General features: G+C 41.9%; 21 protein-coding genes. 4 read left to right on the top strand and 17 right to left on the bottom strand.

All coding sequences use genetic code 11. From position 1 onward, the window contains the following. Positions 1–26: 26 nt before the first annotated feature. The 13 genes from SU86_RS07050 to pfdA are packed head-to-tail and all read right to left on the bottom strand — an operon-like array spanning position 27 to position 9417. Positions 27–464: a hypothetical protein gene (locus SU86_RS07050; RefSeq protein WP_048188523.1), complete on the bottom strand. Its 438-nt coding sequence runs from the start codon at positions 462–464 to the stop codon at positions 27–29. Then, on the bottom strand, positions 461–1456 hold the full coding sequence (locus tag SU86_RS07055) for an RNA-guided pseudouridylation complex pseudouridine synthase subunit Cbf5 (protein ID WP_048188524.1): 996 nt from the start codon (positions 1454–1456) through the stop codon (positions 461–463). Before SU86_RS07055 ends, SU86_RS07050 begins: the two co-directional genes overlap by 4 nt. Next, the gene (locus SU86_RS07060) at positions 1453–2013 is read right to left on the bottom strand and encodes a cytidylate kinase-like family protein (RefSeq protein ID WP_048188525.1); all 561 of its coding nucleotides are present in this window, start codon (positions 2011–2013) and stop codon (positions 1453–1455) included. The genes SU86_RS07055 and SU86_RS07060 overlap by 4 nt, the downstream gene beginning before the upstream one ends. Before the next feature lie 2 nt (positions 2014–2015). Further along, entirely contained in the window at positions 2016–2633 is a 618-nt protein-coding gene (locus tag SU86_RS07065; RefSeq protein WP_048188526.1) for an EMC3/TMCO1 family protein, read from the bottom strand. 3 nt (positions 2634–2636) lie between these two features. Then, complete coding sequence (locus SU86_RS07070; protein WP_048188527.1) at positions 2637–3215, bottom strand: adenylate kinase; 579 nt, start codon at positions 3213–3215, stop codon at positions 2637–2639. Then, positions 3202–4632: a preprotein translocase subunit SecY gene (secY, locus tag SU86_RS07075; RefSeq protein WP_048188528.1), complete on the bottom strand. Its 1431-nt coding sequence runs from the start codon at positions 4630–4632 to the stop codon at positions 3202–3204. Before secY ends, SU86_RS07070 begins: the two co-directional genes overlap by 14 nt. Then, positions 4625–5047, bottom strand: a complete 423-nt coding sequence (locus SU86_RS07080) for an uL15 family ribosomal protein (protein WP_048188529.1) — start codon at positions 5045–5047, stop codon at positions 4625–4627. The genes secY and SU86_RS07080 overlap by 8 nt, the downstream gene beginning before the upstream one ends. A gap of 1 nt (position 5048) precedes the next feature. Continuing rightward, positions 5049–5516 carry a 50S ribosomal protein L30 gene (locus SU86_RS07085; protein ID WP_048188530.1) on the bottom strand — a complete coding sequence of 156 codons (468 nt, stop codon included), beginning with the start codon at positions 5514–5516 and terminating at the stop codon, positions 5049–5051. A 6-nt stretch (positions 5517–5522) separates the two neighbouring features. Beyond that, the gene (locus SU86_RS07090; RefSeq protein WP_052755603.1) at positions 5523–6224 is read right to left on the bottom strand and encodes a 30S ribosomal protein S5; all 702 of its coding nucleotides are present in this window, start codon (positions 6222–6224) and stop codon (positions 5523–5525) included. A 1-nt stretch (position 6225) separates the two neighbouring features. Further along, the gene (locus SU86_RS07095; protein ID WP_048188531.1) at positions 6226–6708 is read right to left on the bottom strand and encodes a 50S ribosomal protein L18; all 483 of its coding nucleotides are present in this window, start codon (positions 6706–6708) and stop codon (positions 6226–6228) included. A gap of 40 nt (positions 6709–6748) precedes the next feature. Next, on the bottom strand, positions 6749–7654 hold the full coding sequence (gene argF, locus SU86_RS07100) for an ornithine carbamoyltransferase (RefSeq protein WP_048188532.1): 906 nt from the start codon (positions 7652–7654) through the stop codon (positions 6749–6751). Continuing rightward, positions 7651–8988, bottom strand: coding sequence for a signal recognition particle-docking protein FtsY (ftsY, locus tag SU86_RS07105; RefSeq protein WP_048188533.1), 1338 nt, complete (start codon positions 8986–8988; stop codon positions 7651–7653). The genes argF and ftsY overlap by 4 nt, the downstream gene beginning before the upstream one ends. Before the next feature lie 9 nt (positions 8989–8997). Beyond that, entirely contained in the window at positions 8998–9417 is a 420-nt protein-coding gene (pfdA, locus tag SU86_RS07110; RefSeq protein WP_048189354.1) for a prefoldin subunit alpha, read from the bottom strand. 53 nt (positions 9418–9470) lie between these two features. Between pfdA and SU86_RS07115 the strand changes: the two genes are divergently transcribed. Further along, a complete protein-coding gene (locus SU86_RS07115; protein ID WP_048188534.1) occupies positions 9471–9863 on the top strand; it encodes a cupin domain-containing protein in 393 nt (130 codons plus the stop codon). Between the two features lie 18 nt (positions 9864–9881). Here SU86_RS07115 and SU86_RS07120 read toward each other — a convergent pair whose 3' ends face one another. After that, positions 9882–10502 carry a superoxide dismutase gene (locus tag SU86_RS07120; protein ID WP_048188535.1) on the bottom strand — a complete coding sequence of 207 codons (621 nt, stop codon included), beginning with the start codon at positions 10500–10502 and terminating at the stop codon, positions 9882–9884. Positions 10503–10678: 176 nt separating this feature from the next. On the opposite strand from SU86_RS07120, the gene SU86_RS07125 reads away from it, so the two are divergent. Beyond that, positions 10679–12655 carry a S8 family serine peptidase gene (locus SU86_RS07125; protein ID WP_158507482.1) on the top strand — a complete coding sequence of 659 codons (1977 nt, stop codon included), beginning with the start codon at positions 10679–10681 and terminating at the stop codon, positions 12653–12655. A 4-nt stretch (positions 12656–12659) separates the two neighbouring features. On the opposite strand, the gene pckA is transcribed toward SU86_RS07125, so the two are convergent. Continuing rightward, entirely contained in the window at positions 12660–14258 is a 1599-nt protein-coding gene (pckA, locus tag SU86_RS07130) for a phosphoenolpyruvate carboxykinase (ATP) (protein ID WP_082096315.1), read from the bottom strand. 135 nt (positions 14259–14393) lie between these two features. Here pckA and SU86_RS07135 point away from each other — a divergent pair, with 135 nt between their 5' ends. Together SU86_RS07135 and SU86_RS07140 are read left to right on the top strand one after the other, a co-directional pair. Further along, entirely contained in the window at positions 14394–14798 is a 405-nt protein-coding gene (locus SU86_RS07135) for a 50S ribosomal protein L32e (RefSeq protein WP_048188537.1), read from the top strand. After that, positions 14782–15243 carry a 50S ribosomal protein L19e gene (locus tag SU86_RS07140; protein ID WP_048188538.1) on the top strand — a complete coding sequence of 154 codons (462 nt, stop codon included), beginning with the start codon at positions 14782–14784 and terminating at the stop codon, positions 15241–15243. The genes SU86_RS07135 and SU86_RS07140 overlap by 17 nt, the downstream gene beginning before the upstream one ends. Here SU86_RS07140 and SU86_RS07145 read toward each other — a convergent pair. Further along, the gene (locus tag SU86_RS07145) at positions 15233–15535 is read right to left on the bottom strand and encodes an MGMT family protein (protein ID WP_048188539.1); all 303 of its coding nucleotides are present in this window, start codon (positions 15533–15535) and stop codon (positions 15233–15235) included. The two genes, SU86_RS07140 and SU86_RS07145, sit on opposite strands and share 11 nt — an antisense overlap. Continuing rightward, entirely contained in the window at positions 15532–16308 is a 777-nt protein-coding gene (locus SU86_RS07150) for a D-aminoacyl-tRNA deacylase (RefSeq protein ID WP_048188540.1), read from the bottom strand. The genes SU86_RS07145 and SU86_RS07150 overlap by 4 nt, the downstream gene beginning before the upstream one ends. Positions 16309–16315 lie beyond the last annotated feature (7 nt).

Here is a 16315-nt window from a genome sequence, read left to right on the forward strand (position 1 = left end):
TCTTGCTAAACTCGTTTTAAGTTTTCCTACTTGAAAACATTGATTGTTGTAGAGTCATGGATTTTTTGATCCATACCATATGCGAACGACTCTATCACATATCGCCCCTCTAGGATGTGTGTATTGTCGTTTTTTAGCTGATTCCACGATATGGTGATCTTTTCTTTTGGTGCTAAATTGGTTCCCTCTGAGAATGCTGAATAGAATTCGGTTCCATCAAGGGCACGCACTCGAAGACTCGGCGCCATATTTGAAAAAGAGACATCGACTGTTCCAGTGTTGATTATCTCGACCGCAATGGTGTCGTTTATGGTGTAATCCGATTTGTCGGTAAGAATTGAAATTGATGCGCCTTCTATGAATTTTAGATCATTGCTATTGTAGGTTTTTTGCAGATAAACTCCCAGGATTAGTGCGGATGATACCCCTACAATTATTGCAATCAGTAATCCCTTTGGAATCATTCTGATGGTTTGGATTTGGATCGCCAGTTCTTTGGATAGGTGTTTGGTGCCATGATTATTCTTCTTGTCTGAAACGCATATCCTTTGGTGGCATCCTTGATTTGCTCGGTGGTAAGAAGTGCCTCCGCAAGTGCCACTACCTCACCCTTTTGAGTATAGACCCCAACAAGATCACCCTTTGTGATATTGTGGGATAATTGTAGGATGCCTGGAATTGCAAGCTGTGCGCCATGACACAGTGCATCCACTGCGGAGTCACGAATTATGACTGATTTTATTTCGGATAGAGCCCTTTCTATTGGGATGATTATCTTTTTTAGTTTGGAATCGTCATTTTTTTCCTCCCATGTTGCAAATGCCTCTGCCACTTCGTGTAGTGTAACAAGCTCGCTCTCATGGAATTGATGGACACGTGAACGTCTAAGCTCAATCATTGTGGCTCCAGGCCCTAATAGTTCTCCAATGTCATAGTAGAGTTTTCGGATATAGGTTCCTGCCTCGCATAACACCCGCAATAACAATAGTCGCTCTTTTTGTTCCACCACATCCAGCTCGTAAATGGTTCGAGTTCTTGTCTGTCTCAGAACTGCGGAACGTTGTGGTGGTTTTTGATAAATCTCACCGATGAATAATTTCAGAATCGCATCTAGTTTTTCTTTGTTTGGCAAAGAATGCAATCTGCCCAAACCATAGTATTCCTTTGGGCCCATAAGCAATACTCCCAATGCCTTTGTTGCCTCACCCAACCCAAGCGGCAATACACCAGAGACCTGAGGATCAAGTGTTCCACTGTGGCCAATCTTTGGCAGTTTTAGGATTCGCTTTGCCCATGCAACGGTTTCATGGCTTGTGGGTCCTGGCGGCTTGTCCAAAAGAATCAAACCATAATTGAGCAAGTCCTTGACTGATCTTTGATCATAATACACTCCATATGCATCGTTTGTGATGTCTTGGTCCACTTCGAGTAGGTTTTGGAGTTGCGGTAGGCTCAGATCAGTTCCCTTACCTTTTGAATTGCAGCATCCAGCACAGATTTGGCATCTAATCCGTCGGTGTTGATTATAATATCAAATGTGGATAAATCATCGCCAAAATCAAATCCATAGAGCTTTTTGTATAGTGCCTTGTTTTCCTCGTATCGTTTTTTGACTATTTCTAGTGCATCGGAAATCTCCATGTTGTCTCTGGTTTGCATTCTTTTTGCGCTGTTTTGCCTGCTTCCGCCAAGCCAGATCTTGATTCCACCTTGGACAAGCCAAGGTAATGTATAGCTTGTAATGACTACATTTCCTTTGAGAAAGATCTCTTTTAGTTTTTCATCTACCTTTTTGTCAAATTCATAGTTGTCTTTTCGTTGACTAAGAAAAGCCATGCCCTCCTTTGTGTCCCACCAGTCGTCTCCTTTTGTCTCAAAGCCTTGTTCTTGTGCCAGCTCTTTTAGCACATCGCCGCCACTGAGACTCTTCATACCAAATGCTGACGCCAGTCCCTTTGATACAGTAGTCTTGCCAATAGCAGGAGGTCCTGAGATAATTATTGATTTTTGCAAGCCTAGGTGAGATCCATCGATGTCTTGGTCAGCTTCATTATTATTCCACTAAATGCAATTGAGCCAAGAAAGTACCAACCCCAGAAATAGACTTCATGTTCGTTATGACAAATCTTTCCATCGACCTTAGCAGCAGGACAGGTAATTGAGAAAAAGTCTCCTGGAAGTATGTTTAGCGAGACTGGTGAGATGGCCACAGTGTATGCAAACAGTGGAGGCAATACGAAATAAAAGATCAAAATCAGCGGGACAAATGTTATCATCATTGGTCGCATGTTCATCTGCATCATCTCTTGGTTTAGTCTGCTCATGTACGCTGACTTTTTGTTCAGATCTGCTTGTTTTGCGGCATCTTTTGATCTAAATGCAGACATTCTCTCCTTTTGCCAAGCTCTTGTTTCCTTCATTATTCTCTGAAGCTTTTCTTGGTCTACCAGCTTTCGTCGTACCACGGCATTGAAGAGATTCAGCAATAATGAGAAACCCAAGATTCCAAACATGGATGGAATGATTCCTTTCACTATTGGATCTGCGCTTCCAAGTGGGCCTTGATGCATACCAAACAGATCTCCTTGCAAAAAGATTGATTCCAAAAAGTGCAGTATTATGATTGGTTCCATTTTTTAAAGACCTATTGCGTTTATTACCTCAAGGGCAGCTTCTTCAACCTTTCCTTCGGTGTTTAGAATTGATTTCATCGGAGAGCCAGTCAATACGACACAGCTAGACAGCATTGCCTCCTGGACTGCGAGTTCTTTTTTTATTTGATCAATTGATATGATGTCACGAGTTCTGGTATTATCCTTCATTCTGCGGTTGTATATCTCCTCAGGCCTTGCAGAGACTGCAATAAAGTTTGCAGGTTTGAGCAAGTCCAACACAGGATATGGCAATCCTGGATAGAAGCCTTCCTTTGTTGAGATGAATGCGTGTGTATCAATAATTACCAAATCGTCTGAAAAGCCCGCAATTTTTTTGGCAGCCATTGCTTGGAGGTGCTTTTGCTCCTCTACTGCCAGCTTTCTGAGCTCGTCTCGGTTTTCAATTCCTAGTTTTTTTGCCTCCTCAAACATTACTGTGCCAAAGCTGTGAACACTGACGCTCTTGTTTTTGCTTTTTAGGATCTCTACTATTTTTGTAACTAGTGTTGTTTTGCCAGCACCTGCAATGCCCACAATTATTACTTTTTTACTTTCTGCCAAGCAACGCACCCAGACGAGGCATAACAACTTCTACTTGTTCTCGAACTAGTTGTTGATAGTAATTGATCAGAATGTCTACCATCAATAGAATTCCAATACCACTTCCAAATACGCCAAGCACATCAGATGCACCTGCCAAAGCGCCAAGTATCGCTGAACCAATTATTGTTACAGATGGGATGTATTTGGCCAGTAGTGATTCGACGGGTTGGTTTGATCTTCTAAATCCTGGGACTTGAACGTCGGCATCCAAGAGGTTCTTTGCTGCACTCTTTGGAGATAATCCTCCAAGCTCGACCCACAATCTTCCAAACACTACTACAATACTTATCATAAACAAGACATAGGCCACAGCACGTATTGGGTCTTGGGCTGCCAGGTCCAGTCCTCTTGGTGGCGTGATGTAATAGACAATTCCGCCCATTGGTGTTGATGGACTTTGCGGATCAAATTGTGCTAGAAAATTAAACAGTGGATTATTGTTTCTTGGATTGAAATTGGCCCACATCATCTGTCCGATGAATACTGCGTTTGCGGTAAGTGCGGATGCCAAAATTACTGGGATGTTGGATACATACATGAGTTTGATTGGATATGTTGCCGAAAAACCCCTATACTTTGTTGAGACAATTGGGATCTCGACTTTGATTGCCTGAGTGTAAACTAGAATCAACAGGATACCGGCCGTAATTCCTAGACCAAACATGCTTGGAAGCTGATTAGACCTAAACAGAATGTTTGCAACATCGCCCTGTGCAAAAGATTGTGCAGCATACGGCATTATTCCAATAAACCCACCATCGCCTGCAGGCAATGGACTAAAGAGGCTCCATAGAATCTGCTGGGCAACACCTGCCATGATAAATAGACTGATTCCACTACCAAGACCCCATCCCTTCTGGATTAGCTCGTCTAGGAACATGATGATAATAGAGGCTGCAATTAGCTGACCAATGATAACATACAAGACCGTTGGGTTTGCAATTCCTGGTCCATACACTGCTATTGCATATACGACAGACTCTACAATAATTACAATATAGGTAACAAGTTTTGTTGCAGTTTGGAATACTCCTCGCTCATCTGGCTTGGTAAAGTCAAACTTTAGTATCTCAGAGCCTTTGAGTAACTGCATCAAGAGTCCTGCAGTGACTATAGGTCCGATTCCAAGCTCGACTAGGGTTCCTTGTTGGGATGCAAAAATTACTCTGGCAAACTGTAGGAAATCAAACTGTGGGGCTGTTGCTCCAAAAAGAGGAGTTTGGCCCATGACTTGATAAATCAGTAGTGCAATTCCGCACCAAATCAGTCTGGTTGGGAGTGATAGTTTCTTTTTTGGCTTTGGAACCTGAACTAGATAGGGTTCTGTTTTTTCAACTATTCTTTTTATAATTCCAGTTGTTGTGCTTTCACTCAACAGTCAACACCTCGCCCCCGGCCTTTTTGATCTTTTCTGCTGCGGATTCAGTGTATCGCTCGACTTTAACAGAGTAGGCATTCTTTGTTTGCCCACCGCCAAGAAGTTTATCGTATCCAAGGCTTGCAAGATCGATGAGCTTCTTTGCTCCTTCTTGCTTGCCGTGTTTTGCGAAAATGTCGTCTAGGTCTCTTACACTGGTCCACTTTTTGGTGATGATCGGGTGAGGTGGATGAGTAGAATCATGACCGAAATGATCAGGATTTTCTTTGAGCAATGTGCTGAATAGGTGCTTGTGCAGACCAGACTGTCCAAGTCCTCCTTTGTGGCCGCTTGCTCTGTGTTGGCCAATCTGTCCCCAACCGTGGGTTCTAGAACCTCGGAACTTTCTGGTCTTTCTTAGTCGAGTTGCCATCTTAGATCATTTTCCTGACAAGCTCGATGAGGTCTTTGTTTTTGCCCAAGATTCCGCCTTCGCCGTATGTCTTGCGTGTGCTTCGCTTAAAGCCGCGCTTTGGTGGAGCAAGTGCGAACCAAGGTTTGATTGGTTTTAGTTTATTCATAGACAGTTTGCCTTCAGAAATTGATGATGCTAGCTCATCAATGGACTTGAAGCCTAGTTTGGTGAGATCATCATTTGAGATTTTCTTGTAGCCTTCCTTTCTTCCTTTTTTGCTAAAGAGCTCCTTTGCAATGTCTGCACTGACCTCTTGCCAAGAGATGTAGTGTTTTATTCTGTCCAGCATGCCAAGCGTGTTTTCTTTGGCAGGAATTATGGTAGCTCGGAATTTCTTATCCAGTTTTAATAGTTGAAGGGTTGTCTTTGCCCAGTATGGGACGTTGATTTGTCCGCTCATTCTTACAACAAGATATGCTTTTGCCATTTATTCTCAACCTTGACTAAATGTCTGTCTTAGACACTCTAGAATTGCCTTTGATGTAGAGTTCATTGTTGCAGTAGAGCCTTTTGCAGTAGTCCATGCGTCCTTGAGTCCGGCTAGTTTGAGCAGGTTTCTGATTTTTCCACCAGCCACTAGTCCCAGTCCTCTTGGTGCTGGAACTATCTCCACGACTACACTTCCACCTTTGCCCCTGACCTTGAATGGTACAGAGTGGGCTTGGTCGCATCTGCACTCCCAACTTCCACAGCCTAGTTTGATTGGGCTTACGTTAAGAAAAGCATTAGTTGTTGCCTTTTCGATTGCAACTCTCATTTGTTTTGATTTTCCTTGTCCTATTCCTAGCCAGCCGTTTCCGTTTCCTGCAGCTACTAGGGCCTTGAATTTAGTTTGCTGGCCGTTTGGTGTCATTTTCTGAACCATGCCAACATCGATTACTTCGCTTTTTAGATCCGGCAATAATTTTTTGATAATTCCCGCCTCTTGAATTCTTAATCCGTTTGAATAAATCTCATCCATGTTAGTGATAAGACCTGCTGCCACTTTTTTGCCAAGCTCGGTTCTTGGAACCCAGACTACCTCCTCTTCCTTTCTTGGGCCACGGTTTGGTCGTCCCGATCTTTCAGGTCTTCCAAATCTTCCTGGGCCGCCTTGTCTTTCTTGGCCTGGTTTAGTTTGAACGGTTCCACTCATTCTACTTTACCTCGCTGTCTATGGCTGATTTTATCTTTGCAATATCGTTTTTTATTTTGAGATGATCGCCATTAATTCTGGTTGCGTCTGGGAAGGTCTCCTCGCTTGCTGGAATTTCGAGACCTGCATCAATTACTCCTTTTAGTGCAGCTGCCATTCTTTGGGTGTATTTTCTAGTGCCACTATACAAAATTGCCTCCTTTGTTCCAGAGGAGAGTGCCTTTTTGCCGGCCAAATAGCCAGTAAGATACGCCGCTGGGACATTTTTCCTAGAGCCTTTCCAGCCTTTTGCAATTAGAAATCTAGAGTGCGCCGATGCAACTACCTTATCTCCAGTAAATTCTGGTTTGTGAATCTGTACAAGAACATTTTCATTTGAGGTTTGGACTGTGATAAAATCCGCTCTGCCCATAAGCATTAGCTTTCGCTTCTTATAGTTGGTCTTTTCCTCACGTAAACGTCGTAGTATAACTGAATAAGCCATTGCGATATTGGTGAACTTTTGGAGCTGCTCTTATAAACGATTAGATGTCTAGCGACGCAAGCAATGCCTTTTGAGAATGCAGACGATTCTCCGCCTCATCCCACACTACAGACTGTGGGCCATCAATTACAGATGATGTTACCTCTTGATCTCTCTTTGCTGGAAGACAGTGCATAAAGATGCAGGATTTTTTTGCTTTTGACATCAAAGCTGTATTGACCTGATACTTTGGAAGGAATTTTTTGATTCGTTTTGGGTCATCGTGGATTGAAACAAAGGTATCGGTAACTATGACGTCGGCATTCTTGGCTGCTTTTTGTGGATCCTGACTTAGATCGATGTCGACTAGCTTTTTGCAGTCTTTGACTAGAGATTGGTTTGGCCCAAACTCTTTTGGGGTTGCAATCGACATTGATATGCCGACCTTTGAGCAACCAATCATCATTGAATTGCACACATTGTTTCCATCGCCAATCCAGGCAAGGTGCAATCCGTCTAGTTTTCCTTTCTTTTCTTTTATTGTCATGAGATCCGCCAAAATTTGGCATGGATGGTATGAGTTGGACAGACCATTAATCACCGGGATGGTGGCGTTTTCTGCCAGCATCTCGACTGTGGAATGATCATAGACTCGTGCCATTACAACATCTACATATCGTGAGAGTGTTTTTGCAGTGTCTTCTATGGTTTCTCCGCGAGATATCTGCAGGTCTTGCGACGATAAGTTAATTGCGTGCCCCCCAAGCTGGAACATTCCAGTCTCAAAGCTGATTCGGGTTCGAGTCGAGGGCTTTTGAAATATCATTGCAAGTGTTTTGTTTTTGAGCAGCGGTTTTGAGATTCCTTTTTTGAGATCTTTTTTTAGCTTGATTGCCAAGTCTATTGTTTGTATGATCTCTTTTTTGTCAAGCTCATCCAGTGTTAGAATATCTTTAGTTTTGATCATTTCTTTAACCAACCGAAAAGTCCTTTCTTCTTTGGCTTTTCTTCCTTATCTTCTTTAAGTTTGTCTTGCTCCTCCTCTGATTCATCTTCTGGTTCTTCTATTTTTTCGGCCTTTGGTTCCTGTCCCGGTTTTGGACGACCACTTGCAACCCACTTTCGGATCTTGTCTGCCATTGCAAATGCCTCATCATCGTTTTCTGGGGGTGGAACATCATACAAGTCAGCATATTTTGAGATATCTGCATCGTTGATTCCTTCGAATGGATCCTCATTCTTCTTTTTCTTTGGTTCTGGTTTTGGTTCTGGTTTTGGTTCTGGTTTTGGTTCTGGTTTTGGTTCTGGTTTTGGTTCTGGTTTTGGTTCTGGTTTTGGTTCTGGTTTTGGTTCTGGTTTTGGTTCTGGTTTTGGTTCTGGTGTAGCAATTGTAAAGCCTTCCCCAAATACGGTCTCTAGGAAAAGTTTCTTATCAAATGGCCTCAGATCTGCATATTCTTGACCCATTCCAACATACAAAACTGGCTTTGCAGTTATTTTTACAATAGATAATGCTGCACCACCTCGTGCATCGGCATCGCTTTTTGTCAGTATTGCACCATCAAATGTAGTGTGCTGGAAAAACTCACGCGCTTGATTTACGGTGTCATTTCCTGCAAGTGAATCGCCAACAAAGATTTTTAGATCAGGGTTTACAACTTTGGTTATTTTTTCAATTTGATCCATGAGATTTTTGCTTGTCTGCATTCTTCCAGCAGTGTCAATTAACACACAGTCAATTTTGTGAGATTTTGCATACAATACTGCATCACGTGCAACAGCTGCTGGATCTGCACCATAGTTCTGCGCTACAGTCTTGATGTTGAGTCTGTTTGCATGTTCGGTTAGCTGTTCAATTGCACCGGCTCGGAATGTATCGGCAGCTGCAACTACGACTGAAAATTTGTTTTGTTTTAAGAGGTATGCTAGCTTGGCAAGGGTGGTGGTTTTCCCAGTACCATTGATTCCAACAAATAGTATTATGCACGGCTCATTTGTTGTCTTTTTGGAATTAATCTTGGCAAAAATATCCACATTTCCTGCAATATCAAACAGGCCGGAAATTGTTCCAATTAGATTATCTTTGACAAATTTTTCGATTTCTTTTTTCTCAACTGCGGTTCCAATTAGATTCTTTTTCAAATCGGATTTGATAGAATCGATTACCTCGGTTGCTACATCAGATTCCATGAGTGCGATTTCTAGCTGAAATAAAACATCATCAACGTCGCTTTCCTTTAGCTCCTTCTCTCCTAGGGATTTAGCAACAGATGAAAATGCATTGCGTAGTTTCTCAAACATAAAAACCACTTATTGTTTTGGGGTTGCAGACTGCATTAGATGATTCATTTCTTCTTTTAGCTGTTCTAGTCGCATCATTGTCTCGTGTTTTTGTGATGAGGTCTCATTGAGTGCAACCTGAAGATCCTTGATTCTGGATTCTAGGTGATTTATTGCGGAGGCGTGGTCTTTTTCCACTACGATTCCTGCACCAATTTCTACCAAAACCTTGGAATTTGATGAAATGTTTGCCTTGGTGTATGTGCCTAGTCCTAATGGTACAAGTGACTCTATTTCTTGGCCTTGTGATATGTTCTTGATAGAATCAATAGACGCCATCGCATCTCGCAAATAGCTAACAATGGCACCTTCCTTTTGATCAAGGCTTGCTGCAAATGATTCTAGCATTTGCATCTGATAGAGAAATTGCTGGGCCTGCTCTTCACTCATGTACAAAAAACCTGTCAGATGGCTAATAAATGCATTCATTAAAAATTTAGGCAATGATACAAAAATCTGGAAAAATTATCAAACCAAAAACAAATTGGATTTTTCCATACAAAAATGAACATCCAACAGACCAGCTCAAAATCAAACTCTTGTTTAATGAAAAGATCAAAGGGGACAGAATTGTTGGTCTAAAAGCAAGAATTGAATCAGGCAAAATACATCAACTACACATACATGAAAACGAATATGTCTTGGTTTATTCGCTGAGTGGCAATTGTCTTGTTACCATAGGCAAAACAACAAAGACAATTCTTCCGCACACCATGATGTTCATTCCGCCCAGAGTTCCGCACCGCTTTTACAACAAATTCTCTGTTCCATGGGAAGGAATTGCATTTGCAATAGGAACTAGATCAAAAATAAACAACGTATGGTTAGAAGACTGAACAAAAAAGGAAAAAAGATTATTTTGATTTAGAGTAGCGCTTGTCTACTTCATCCCAGTTTACTACATTCCACCATGCAGTCACATAGTCTACCCTTTTGTTTTGGTATTTGAGATAGTATGCATGCTCCCAAACATCAAGACCTAGCAACGGTACTAGTCCTTCTGTTCTTGGACTTGTTTGGTTTGGCATTGATTTGTATTCAACATTGTTTGATTTTGGGTTGAACACTAGCCAACCCCATCCGCTTCCTTGGATTGCCGTGGTTTTTGTGGAAAACTGTTCTTTGAATGCGTTGAAATCGCCAAATGTCTTATTGATTGCATCAGCTAATGCGCCACCTGGTTGTCCTCCTCCGTTTGGCTTCATGTTATTCCAGAACAATCTGTGATTGTCATAGCCGCCTCCGTGGAAGTTGATTGCTCCACGTACCGCTTCTGGAACTGAAGATATACTTGCAAGAACATCGAGCAAGTCTTTGCTTTGCATGTCTGATGGAAGTTTTTCCCAGTTGTCGTTTAGGCCATTTGTGTATGCTTGATGATGTTTTGAATGGTGGATTTCCATTGTTTTTGCATCAACATGTGGCTCTAATGCGTCATAAGCATATGGTACTTCAGGAAGTGTGTATTTTCCCATGTGAATGTTGGTTGGTTTTCATAATTTAATGATTTGTCTCCATTTTGGCTCAATTTTACAAACTATTTTGACGCCAGACATAAAATGTGGATAAATTTTATTTATTGTACCGAACTAAAATGCAGTTATTTCAAAAAATAATTTTCGCATCAATTATAATTATGGTTGCACTTTTTGTGAGCTCTCAAAAGATACAGATGGATCCACCTTTGGAGATTCTTTTGGACAAGAGTGCAAAGTACGTTGGTGTACAGCATCCACAGGATTTGGGATTTTATGGTAAGGGCATCAAAGTTGCGGTGATTGATACTGGTGTAGATTACACTCATCCGGATATTTTCGGCTTTGGTCCAGATGGTAAAGTAATAGGCGGTTTTGACTTTATTGAAAATGACAATTCACCCCAGGATACAAACGGGCATGGAACTGAGGTTGCCGGGATAATTGCGGCAAACGGAAAGATTAGAGGTGTGGCACCTGAAGCAAAGATTTTGGCTTATCGTGTTTCTGACACTGGAGAATCTGTTGCATCAGACCTGATAGTAAAAGCAATTCTTCGTGCAATAGAAGATGATGCAGACATTATCAATCTGAGTCTCGGAGTGAATCGCACCAATGACAAAATAGAGGACGCAATAAATCAGGCAGTGAAAAGTGGAATTGTAGTTGTGGCAGCTGCTGGAAACAGCGGGCCTGATCTTAGAACCATTGGCAGTCCAGGAAAGGATCCTCACGCAATAACGGTAGGCGCTACATACAACAACATCACGGCAAGCCTAGTGGCCACACTTGAGATAGATGGCAAACGGTTCCAGGTCTTGCCAATGGTTGGAACCGAAAAGCTTGTGGGACCAATAGCTGCAGACATTACATTTGGAAAATACGGTCGGAGCTCAGATTTGCAAGGAGTTGACATTATGGACAAGATATTGTTAGTAGAGCGAGGCAGCGATACAAAAGACGAGTTAGTGTATTTTTCTGAAAAAGAGAAGAATGCGGCAAATGCAGGTGCCAAAGCCCTCATCGTATACAACAACGAGCCCGGAATATTTCTTGGGGACCTAAAGAACAAGCTGGAAGGCCCAGAATATCAGCCAAGAATTCCTGCAGTATCCATGTCAAAAGAAGATGGGTTGGAGCTCAGAGCAATGCTTGAGAACAAAACTTCTGGAACCATCAATACGTTTTACCATCCAGACTTTGTGTCGTTTTTTAGCTCACGAGGTCCAGTATCTCCCTTTTACATCAAGCCAAACCTTGTCGCACCAGGAGTCTTTGTGAATACAACATCCACATATGGAATGTACAATCTTACCAGTGGGACCAGTTTTGCAGCACCACATGTTTCAGGGGCAGCCGCCATATTATTGGAGAAAAGCCCGACACTTAACCCACAACAAATCAAATCCATAATTTCCACCACTGCAGATCCAGTATCAGATACATTTGGAACATTATTCCCTCAGGAGATAAGCGGAGTTGGCAGATTAAACATAACAAAGGCATTTGATGCCAATCTGATAATCAGCCCAGACTATGCTATTTTTGATCTTTCACCATTTGTAAAATCTCAGACAATAGAGTTTGATCTAAACACAATAGATGGAACAAAGCCCAATCCAACAATTAACATCGAGTTTGATGATAAGATTGCCAGCTTTAATCACAAAATTGATGGCACGACTCTGAGCGTTACGGCAAACATTGTGGCATCTGAAATCGGAGAATATCAGGGAAGCATCACGGTTTTGGATCACACTACAACATACCATATTCCAGTCTTGCTGCGTATCTCAGATGGTACAGTCAGAATCAGCGAAGAAAACGGAAAGATGGACTTTGCAATAGAGTCAGAGCAAGAATGGTCATATGCCAAGATTTCAGTGTATAATCAGGACTCCAGATTAATCGATAGCATATCCATTACTCCAACTGAAAGCAAATCCATCATGGTTCAAAATTCTGACACATACTGGATTCAGGCAGACCTCAAGTCCGGCAAAAACACCACTAGCATTTACAATACCATAACAGTCGAGTCTGTCACACCCAGCTTTGCACTGGACATTGGAATACCAAACCAACAATTACTCATGTTGATTGGAATTGGTGCAATTGTTGGAATGATTGGTTTGATAATGTATAGAAGATAATTCTCTATGGCTTTGGTCCTGCGTTGACTATAGCAGGATCGACATTTTTGAATTTCTTGAAATTATCCACAAACATTTGTGCAAGCTTTCTTGCCGATAGATCATAGCCATCACGCTCTTGCCAAGTTGATTTTGGATCAAGAACATCTGATGGAACACCTGGGCATTCCGTTGGAACATCCAAGTTGAATAGATCGTCGTGTCGGTACTTGACAATATCTAATGCACCAGTTAGCGCTGCAGTGACCATTGCTCTTGAATACTTGATGCTGACTCGCTTTCCTACGCCATATGGTCCGCCAGACCAGCCAGTGTTAATCAGATAAACCACGGTATTGTGACTTCGAATTTTTTCTCCAAGCATCTTTGCATAAACTGATGCGGGTCTTGGCATGAATGGTGAGCCAAAGCACTCGGAAAATGTTGCTTTTGGCTCTTTGATTCCTCGCTCGGTTCCTGCCAATTTACTGGTATAGCCAGACATGAAATGATACATTGCACCTTCCTTGGTTAGTCTAGACACTGGTGGCAAAACTCCAAGTGCATCTGCTGTTAGAAATACAATTACCCTTGGGTTTCCGCCAACGCTTGGGAAAATTGCAGTTGGGATGTATTCCAGTGGATAAGCAGCTCTTGTGTTTTCGGTTAGCGAGCCATCATCAAAGTTTGGCTTGAGTGTCTGCTTGTCAATTACTACATTTTCTAAAACCGCACCAGACTTGATTGCGTTCCAGATTTGGGGCTCGGATTCTTGGTTTAGGTTGATGCATTTTGCATAACATCCGCCTTCAAAGTTAAAGACTCCCTTGTCTGACCATCCGTGCTCATCATCACCAATTAGCATTCTATCAGAATCAGCAGAAAGTGTGGTTTTTCCTGTACCAGACAAACCAAAGAACAATGCCGTGTCGCCGTTTTTGCCAATGTTTGCAGAGCAGTGCATTGGGAATACTCCTTTCTTTGGCAAAAGATAGTTCATTACACCAAACATGGATTTTTTCATCTCGCCGGCATAGCTTGTGCCGCCAATTAGGACTAGTCTCTTTGTTAGATCAATCAGGATGAAAACATTGGAGCCGGTTCCGTCAACTTCGGGAATTGCTTCAAATCCATTAATGCATAATATGGTAAAGTCCGGCTCATGATTGTCAAGTTCTGCTGCAGACGGTCTCACAAATAGCTGTCTTGCAAAGAGGCTTTGCCAGGCATGGTCGTTTATGACTCGTATTGCCAACCTATGGTCCTTGTCTGCTCCAACAAAGCCGTCAAAGACAAAGAGCTCCTTTCCTTCTACGAACTTTTTCATCTTTGCAAAAATCTTATCAAATCTATCAATTGGGAATGGATGATTTACCTTGCCCCAGTCCACATTATCATGAGTTTCATCATCATCTACGATGTATCTGTCATCGGGGGATCTGCCTGTGTATTTTCCTGTCTTTACGGCTAGCGAGCCAGTGGCAGTTACCATGCCTTCGTTTCTTTGGGTGGATGCATCTACCAACTTCTCAGGGGACAGATTTCTGAAGACTTGAGATGGCTTGATGCCAAATGCATCTATTTGTGAGACAAATTTTGGCGTAAGGGTTGTTTTTGAATCCATTTTTTCACCAGACAATCAAGGAACTGGATGCGTTCATTGAATATCCAAACCGACTATGCATCATTATTATCTCTTACCTTTTTGTGGCTGATCTCAAAGCAACCTATTTATTGAAAAATCCAAGAGTGCAATCTATTGACCATCAATAAGGAGATCTTGGCACTACGTGAGAAAATAAACGAAAAGAGGCCAGACTTTGTAAGACAAGAAAGCTGGCGTTATGTCAGAATACACAAAGCATGGAGAAAGCCAAAGGGAATTGACAATCACCAAAGAAAACAAAAATTCCGCGGCAGACCGGGACTGGTAAAGGTAGGCTATGGGGGTCCAAAAGTAGCAAGAGGACTACACCCTTCAGGATTTACAGATAATTTGATTCACAATGTTGCTGATTTACAAAAATTAAACCCAAAGACTGACGGAGTAAGAATTGCACATGGGGTAGGACAAAAGAAAAGAGTAGAGATAGTTACAGTTGCAGTACAAAAGAAATTCAAAGTCTTTAACGCAAGAGTGAGAACAAGTGGTAGTAAATCTTAGAACCAAAAAACGACTCGTGTCACGAGTTGTAGGAGTAGGACTGGATAGAATCAAGTTTGATCCAGAAAGATCAGATGATATTGCAGATGCAATCACACGCGCCAACATCCGCGGCTTGATTACAGCTGGCGTAATTACAATAAAAGCAGCAAAAGGCACCTCACGTGGAAGATCAAAATTCAAAAAGGCACAAAAGAAAAAGCGTGGAACCACAACAGGCTCCAAGAAAGGACGTAAAGGTGCACGTGTTGGTAAAAAAGAGGTCTATGTGAAAAAAGTTCGATCCTTGCGATACAGACTACGAGTTGCAAAGGATAGAAAAGAGATCACAAATCCAGAATTCTGGACTCTATATCGCAAGGTAAGCGGAAACACAGTCAGAAACATTGCTCACCTAAGAGGCCTAATCGAAGAAATAAAAGAGCACAGAAAGTCTAGAACCTAAAAACAGTTTTTTCCCAATCTTTGATTTTACCGTCACTTATCTTAATGCCCTCATCGGATAGCATCTTTGTTTTGACCTTGTCGCCATAGAAAAAGCCGCCAATTTTTCCATCTGACTTGACAACTCGATGACATGGAACTATTACTGGAAATGGATTTCTTGCCATGATTTGACCAATTATTCTCTGGCCGTTTTCTAGTCCTACTGCACGCGCCAGATCGCCATACGTTGTGACTTTGCCTTTTGGAACCTCGAGTAATTTTTTGTATACGGTTTGATCTAGTTTGTTCAAAGTTTGACCACTTGAAGATTTGTGGTCTTTAGTAGGTCAAGTACTTTTTGTTTGTGTGGGCCTAGCCCTCCCCAATCAAGTAATGCAGTTGTTGCCTGCTTGTTTTGCGATATGATATGGGAGAATAGTTCATCATCTAGGAATTCCAGTGCGTGTTTTGGTATTACGGTTCCCAATGCGTGTTTTCCGTGAATTAATTCCTCTGTGAATTTTTCTGGATAGTGAGTTCCGCCAAAGCAGATCGCCATTGGGGATTCCTTTATTGGCTCTGAGAGGACCTGTAAAACCAAATTTGCCACAGAACCACATAAGGATTCGTCAGTCCATTGTTTTTCGGTTGTGCCGATCTCAATAAAGATGGTTGGCTTGGATAGTGCGGTTGGTCCATGATGTGTTGCTTCTATTATGATTTGAAAGTCTGAGAAGGAGCTTCGATTTTGGTATAGTTTTTGTATGTATGATTTTTGCAGATTTGGATGTGGAATTGCAATTTGTCTTTCATTTCCACCAAATTGGGCTCCGGAAAAATTTCCAGTACTGTGACAAGTCAGTGCAAGTTCACCAGACTGGGCAGCATGTTTTGATAAAAAGACAAATCCGTCATAGTGAAATTTTTGCTCAAGCCAGTCTGCAGAAATTGCAGGGCTTGGAATTATTGCCAAATCAAAGTTTTTGCCCCTAAAGACATCTCCGTCTTTTTTCATTGTTGATGAGATGAATTTTGCCATATTGTAGCCTGCAGGGTCTTGTTCATAGGCAACCAGTAATTCCATGTCCCAA

This window comes from Candidatus Nitrosotenuis cloacae (assembly GCF_000955905.1).
GTDB classification, from domain to species: Archaea; Thermoproteota; Nitrososphaeria; order Nitrososphaerales; family Nitrosopumilaceae; genus Nitrosotenuis; species Nitrosotenuis cloacae.

Bases quoted from the DNA above. Each gene is read 5' to 3' on its own strand.
- SU86_RS07050 (WP_048188523.1), bottom strand. From the start codon at position 464: ATGATTCCAAAGGGATTACTGATTGCAATAATTGTAGGGGTATCATCC.
- SU86_RS07065 (WP_048188526.1), bottom strand. From the start codon at position 2,633: ATGGAACCAATCATAATACTGCACTTTTTGGAATCAATCTTTTTGCAA.
- SU86_RS07080 (WP_048188529.1), bottom strand. From the start codon at position 5,047: ATGGCAACTCGACTAAGAAAGACCAGAAAGTTCCGAGGTTCTAGAACC.
- SU86_RS07085 (WP_048188530.1), bottom strand. From the start codon at position 5,516: ATGGCAAAAGCATATCTTGTTGTAAGAATGAGCGGACAAATCAACGTC.
- SU86_RS07090 (WP_052755603.1), bottom strand. From the start codon at position 6,224: ATGAGTGGAACCGTTCAAACTAAACCAGGCCAAGAAAGACAAGGCGGC.
- SU86_RS07095 (WP_048188531.1), bottom strand. From the start codon at position 6,708: ATGGCTTATTCAGTTATACTACGACGTTTACGTGAGGAAAAGACCAAC.
- argF (WP_048188532.1), bottom strand. From the start codon at position 7,654: ATGATCAAAACTAAAGATATTCTAACACTGGATGAGCTTGACAAAAAA.
- ftsY (WP_048188533.1), bottom strand. From the start codon at position 8,988: ATGTTTGAGAAACTACGCAATGCATTTTCATCTGTTGCTAAATCCCTA.
- pfdA (WP_048189354.1), bottom strand. From the start codon at position 9,417: ATGAGTGAAGAGCAGGCCCAGCAATTTCTCTATCAGATGCAAATGCTA.
- SU86_RS07115 (WP_048188534.1), top strand. From the start codon at position 9,471: ATGATACAAAAATCTGGAAAAATTATCAAACCAAAAACAAATTGGATT.
- SU86_RS07120 (WP_048188535.1), bottom strand. From the start codon at position 10,502: ATGGGAAAATACACACTTCCTGAAGTACCATATGCTTATGACGCATTA.
- pckA (WP_082096315.1), bottom strand. From the start codon at position 14,258: ATGGATTCAAAAACAACCCTTACGCCAAAATTTGTCTCACAAATAGAT.
- SU86_RS07150 (WP_048188540.1), bottom strand. From the start codon at position 16,308: ATGGAATTACTGGTTGCCTATGAACAAGACCCTGCAGGCTACAATATG.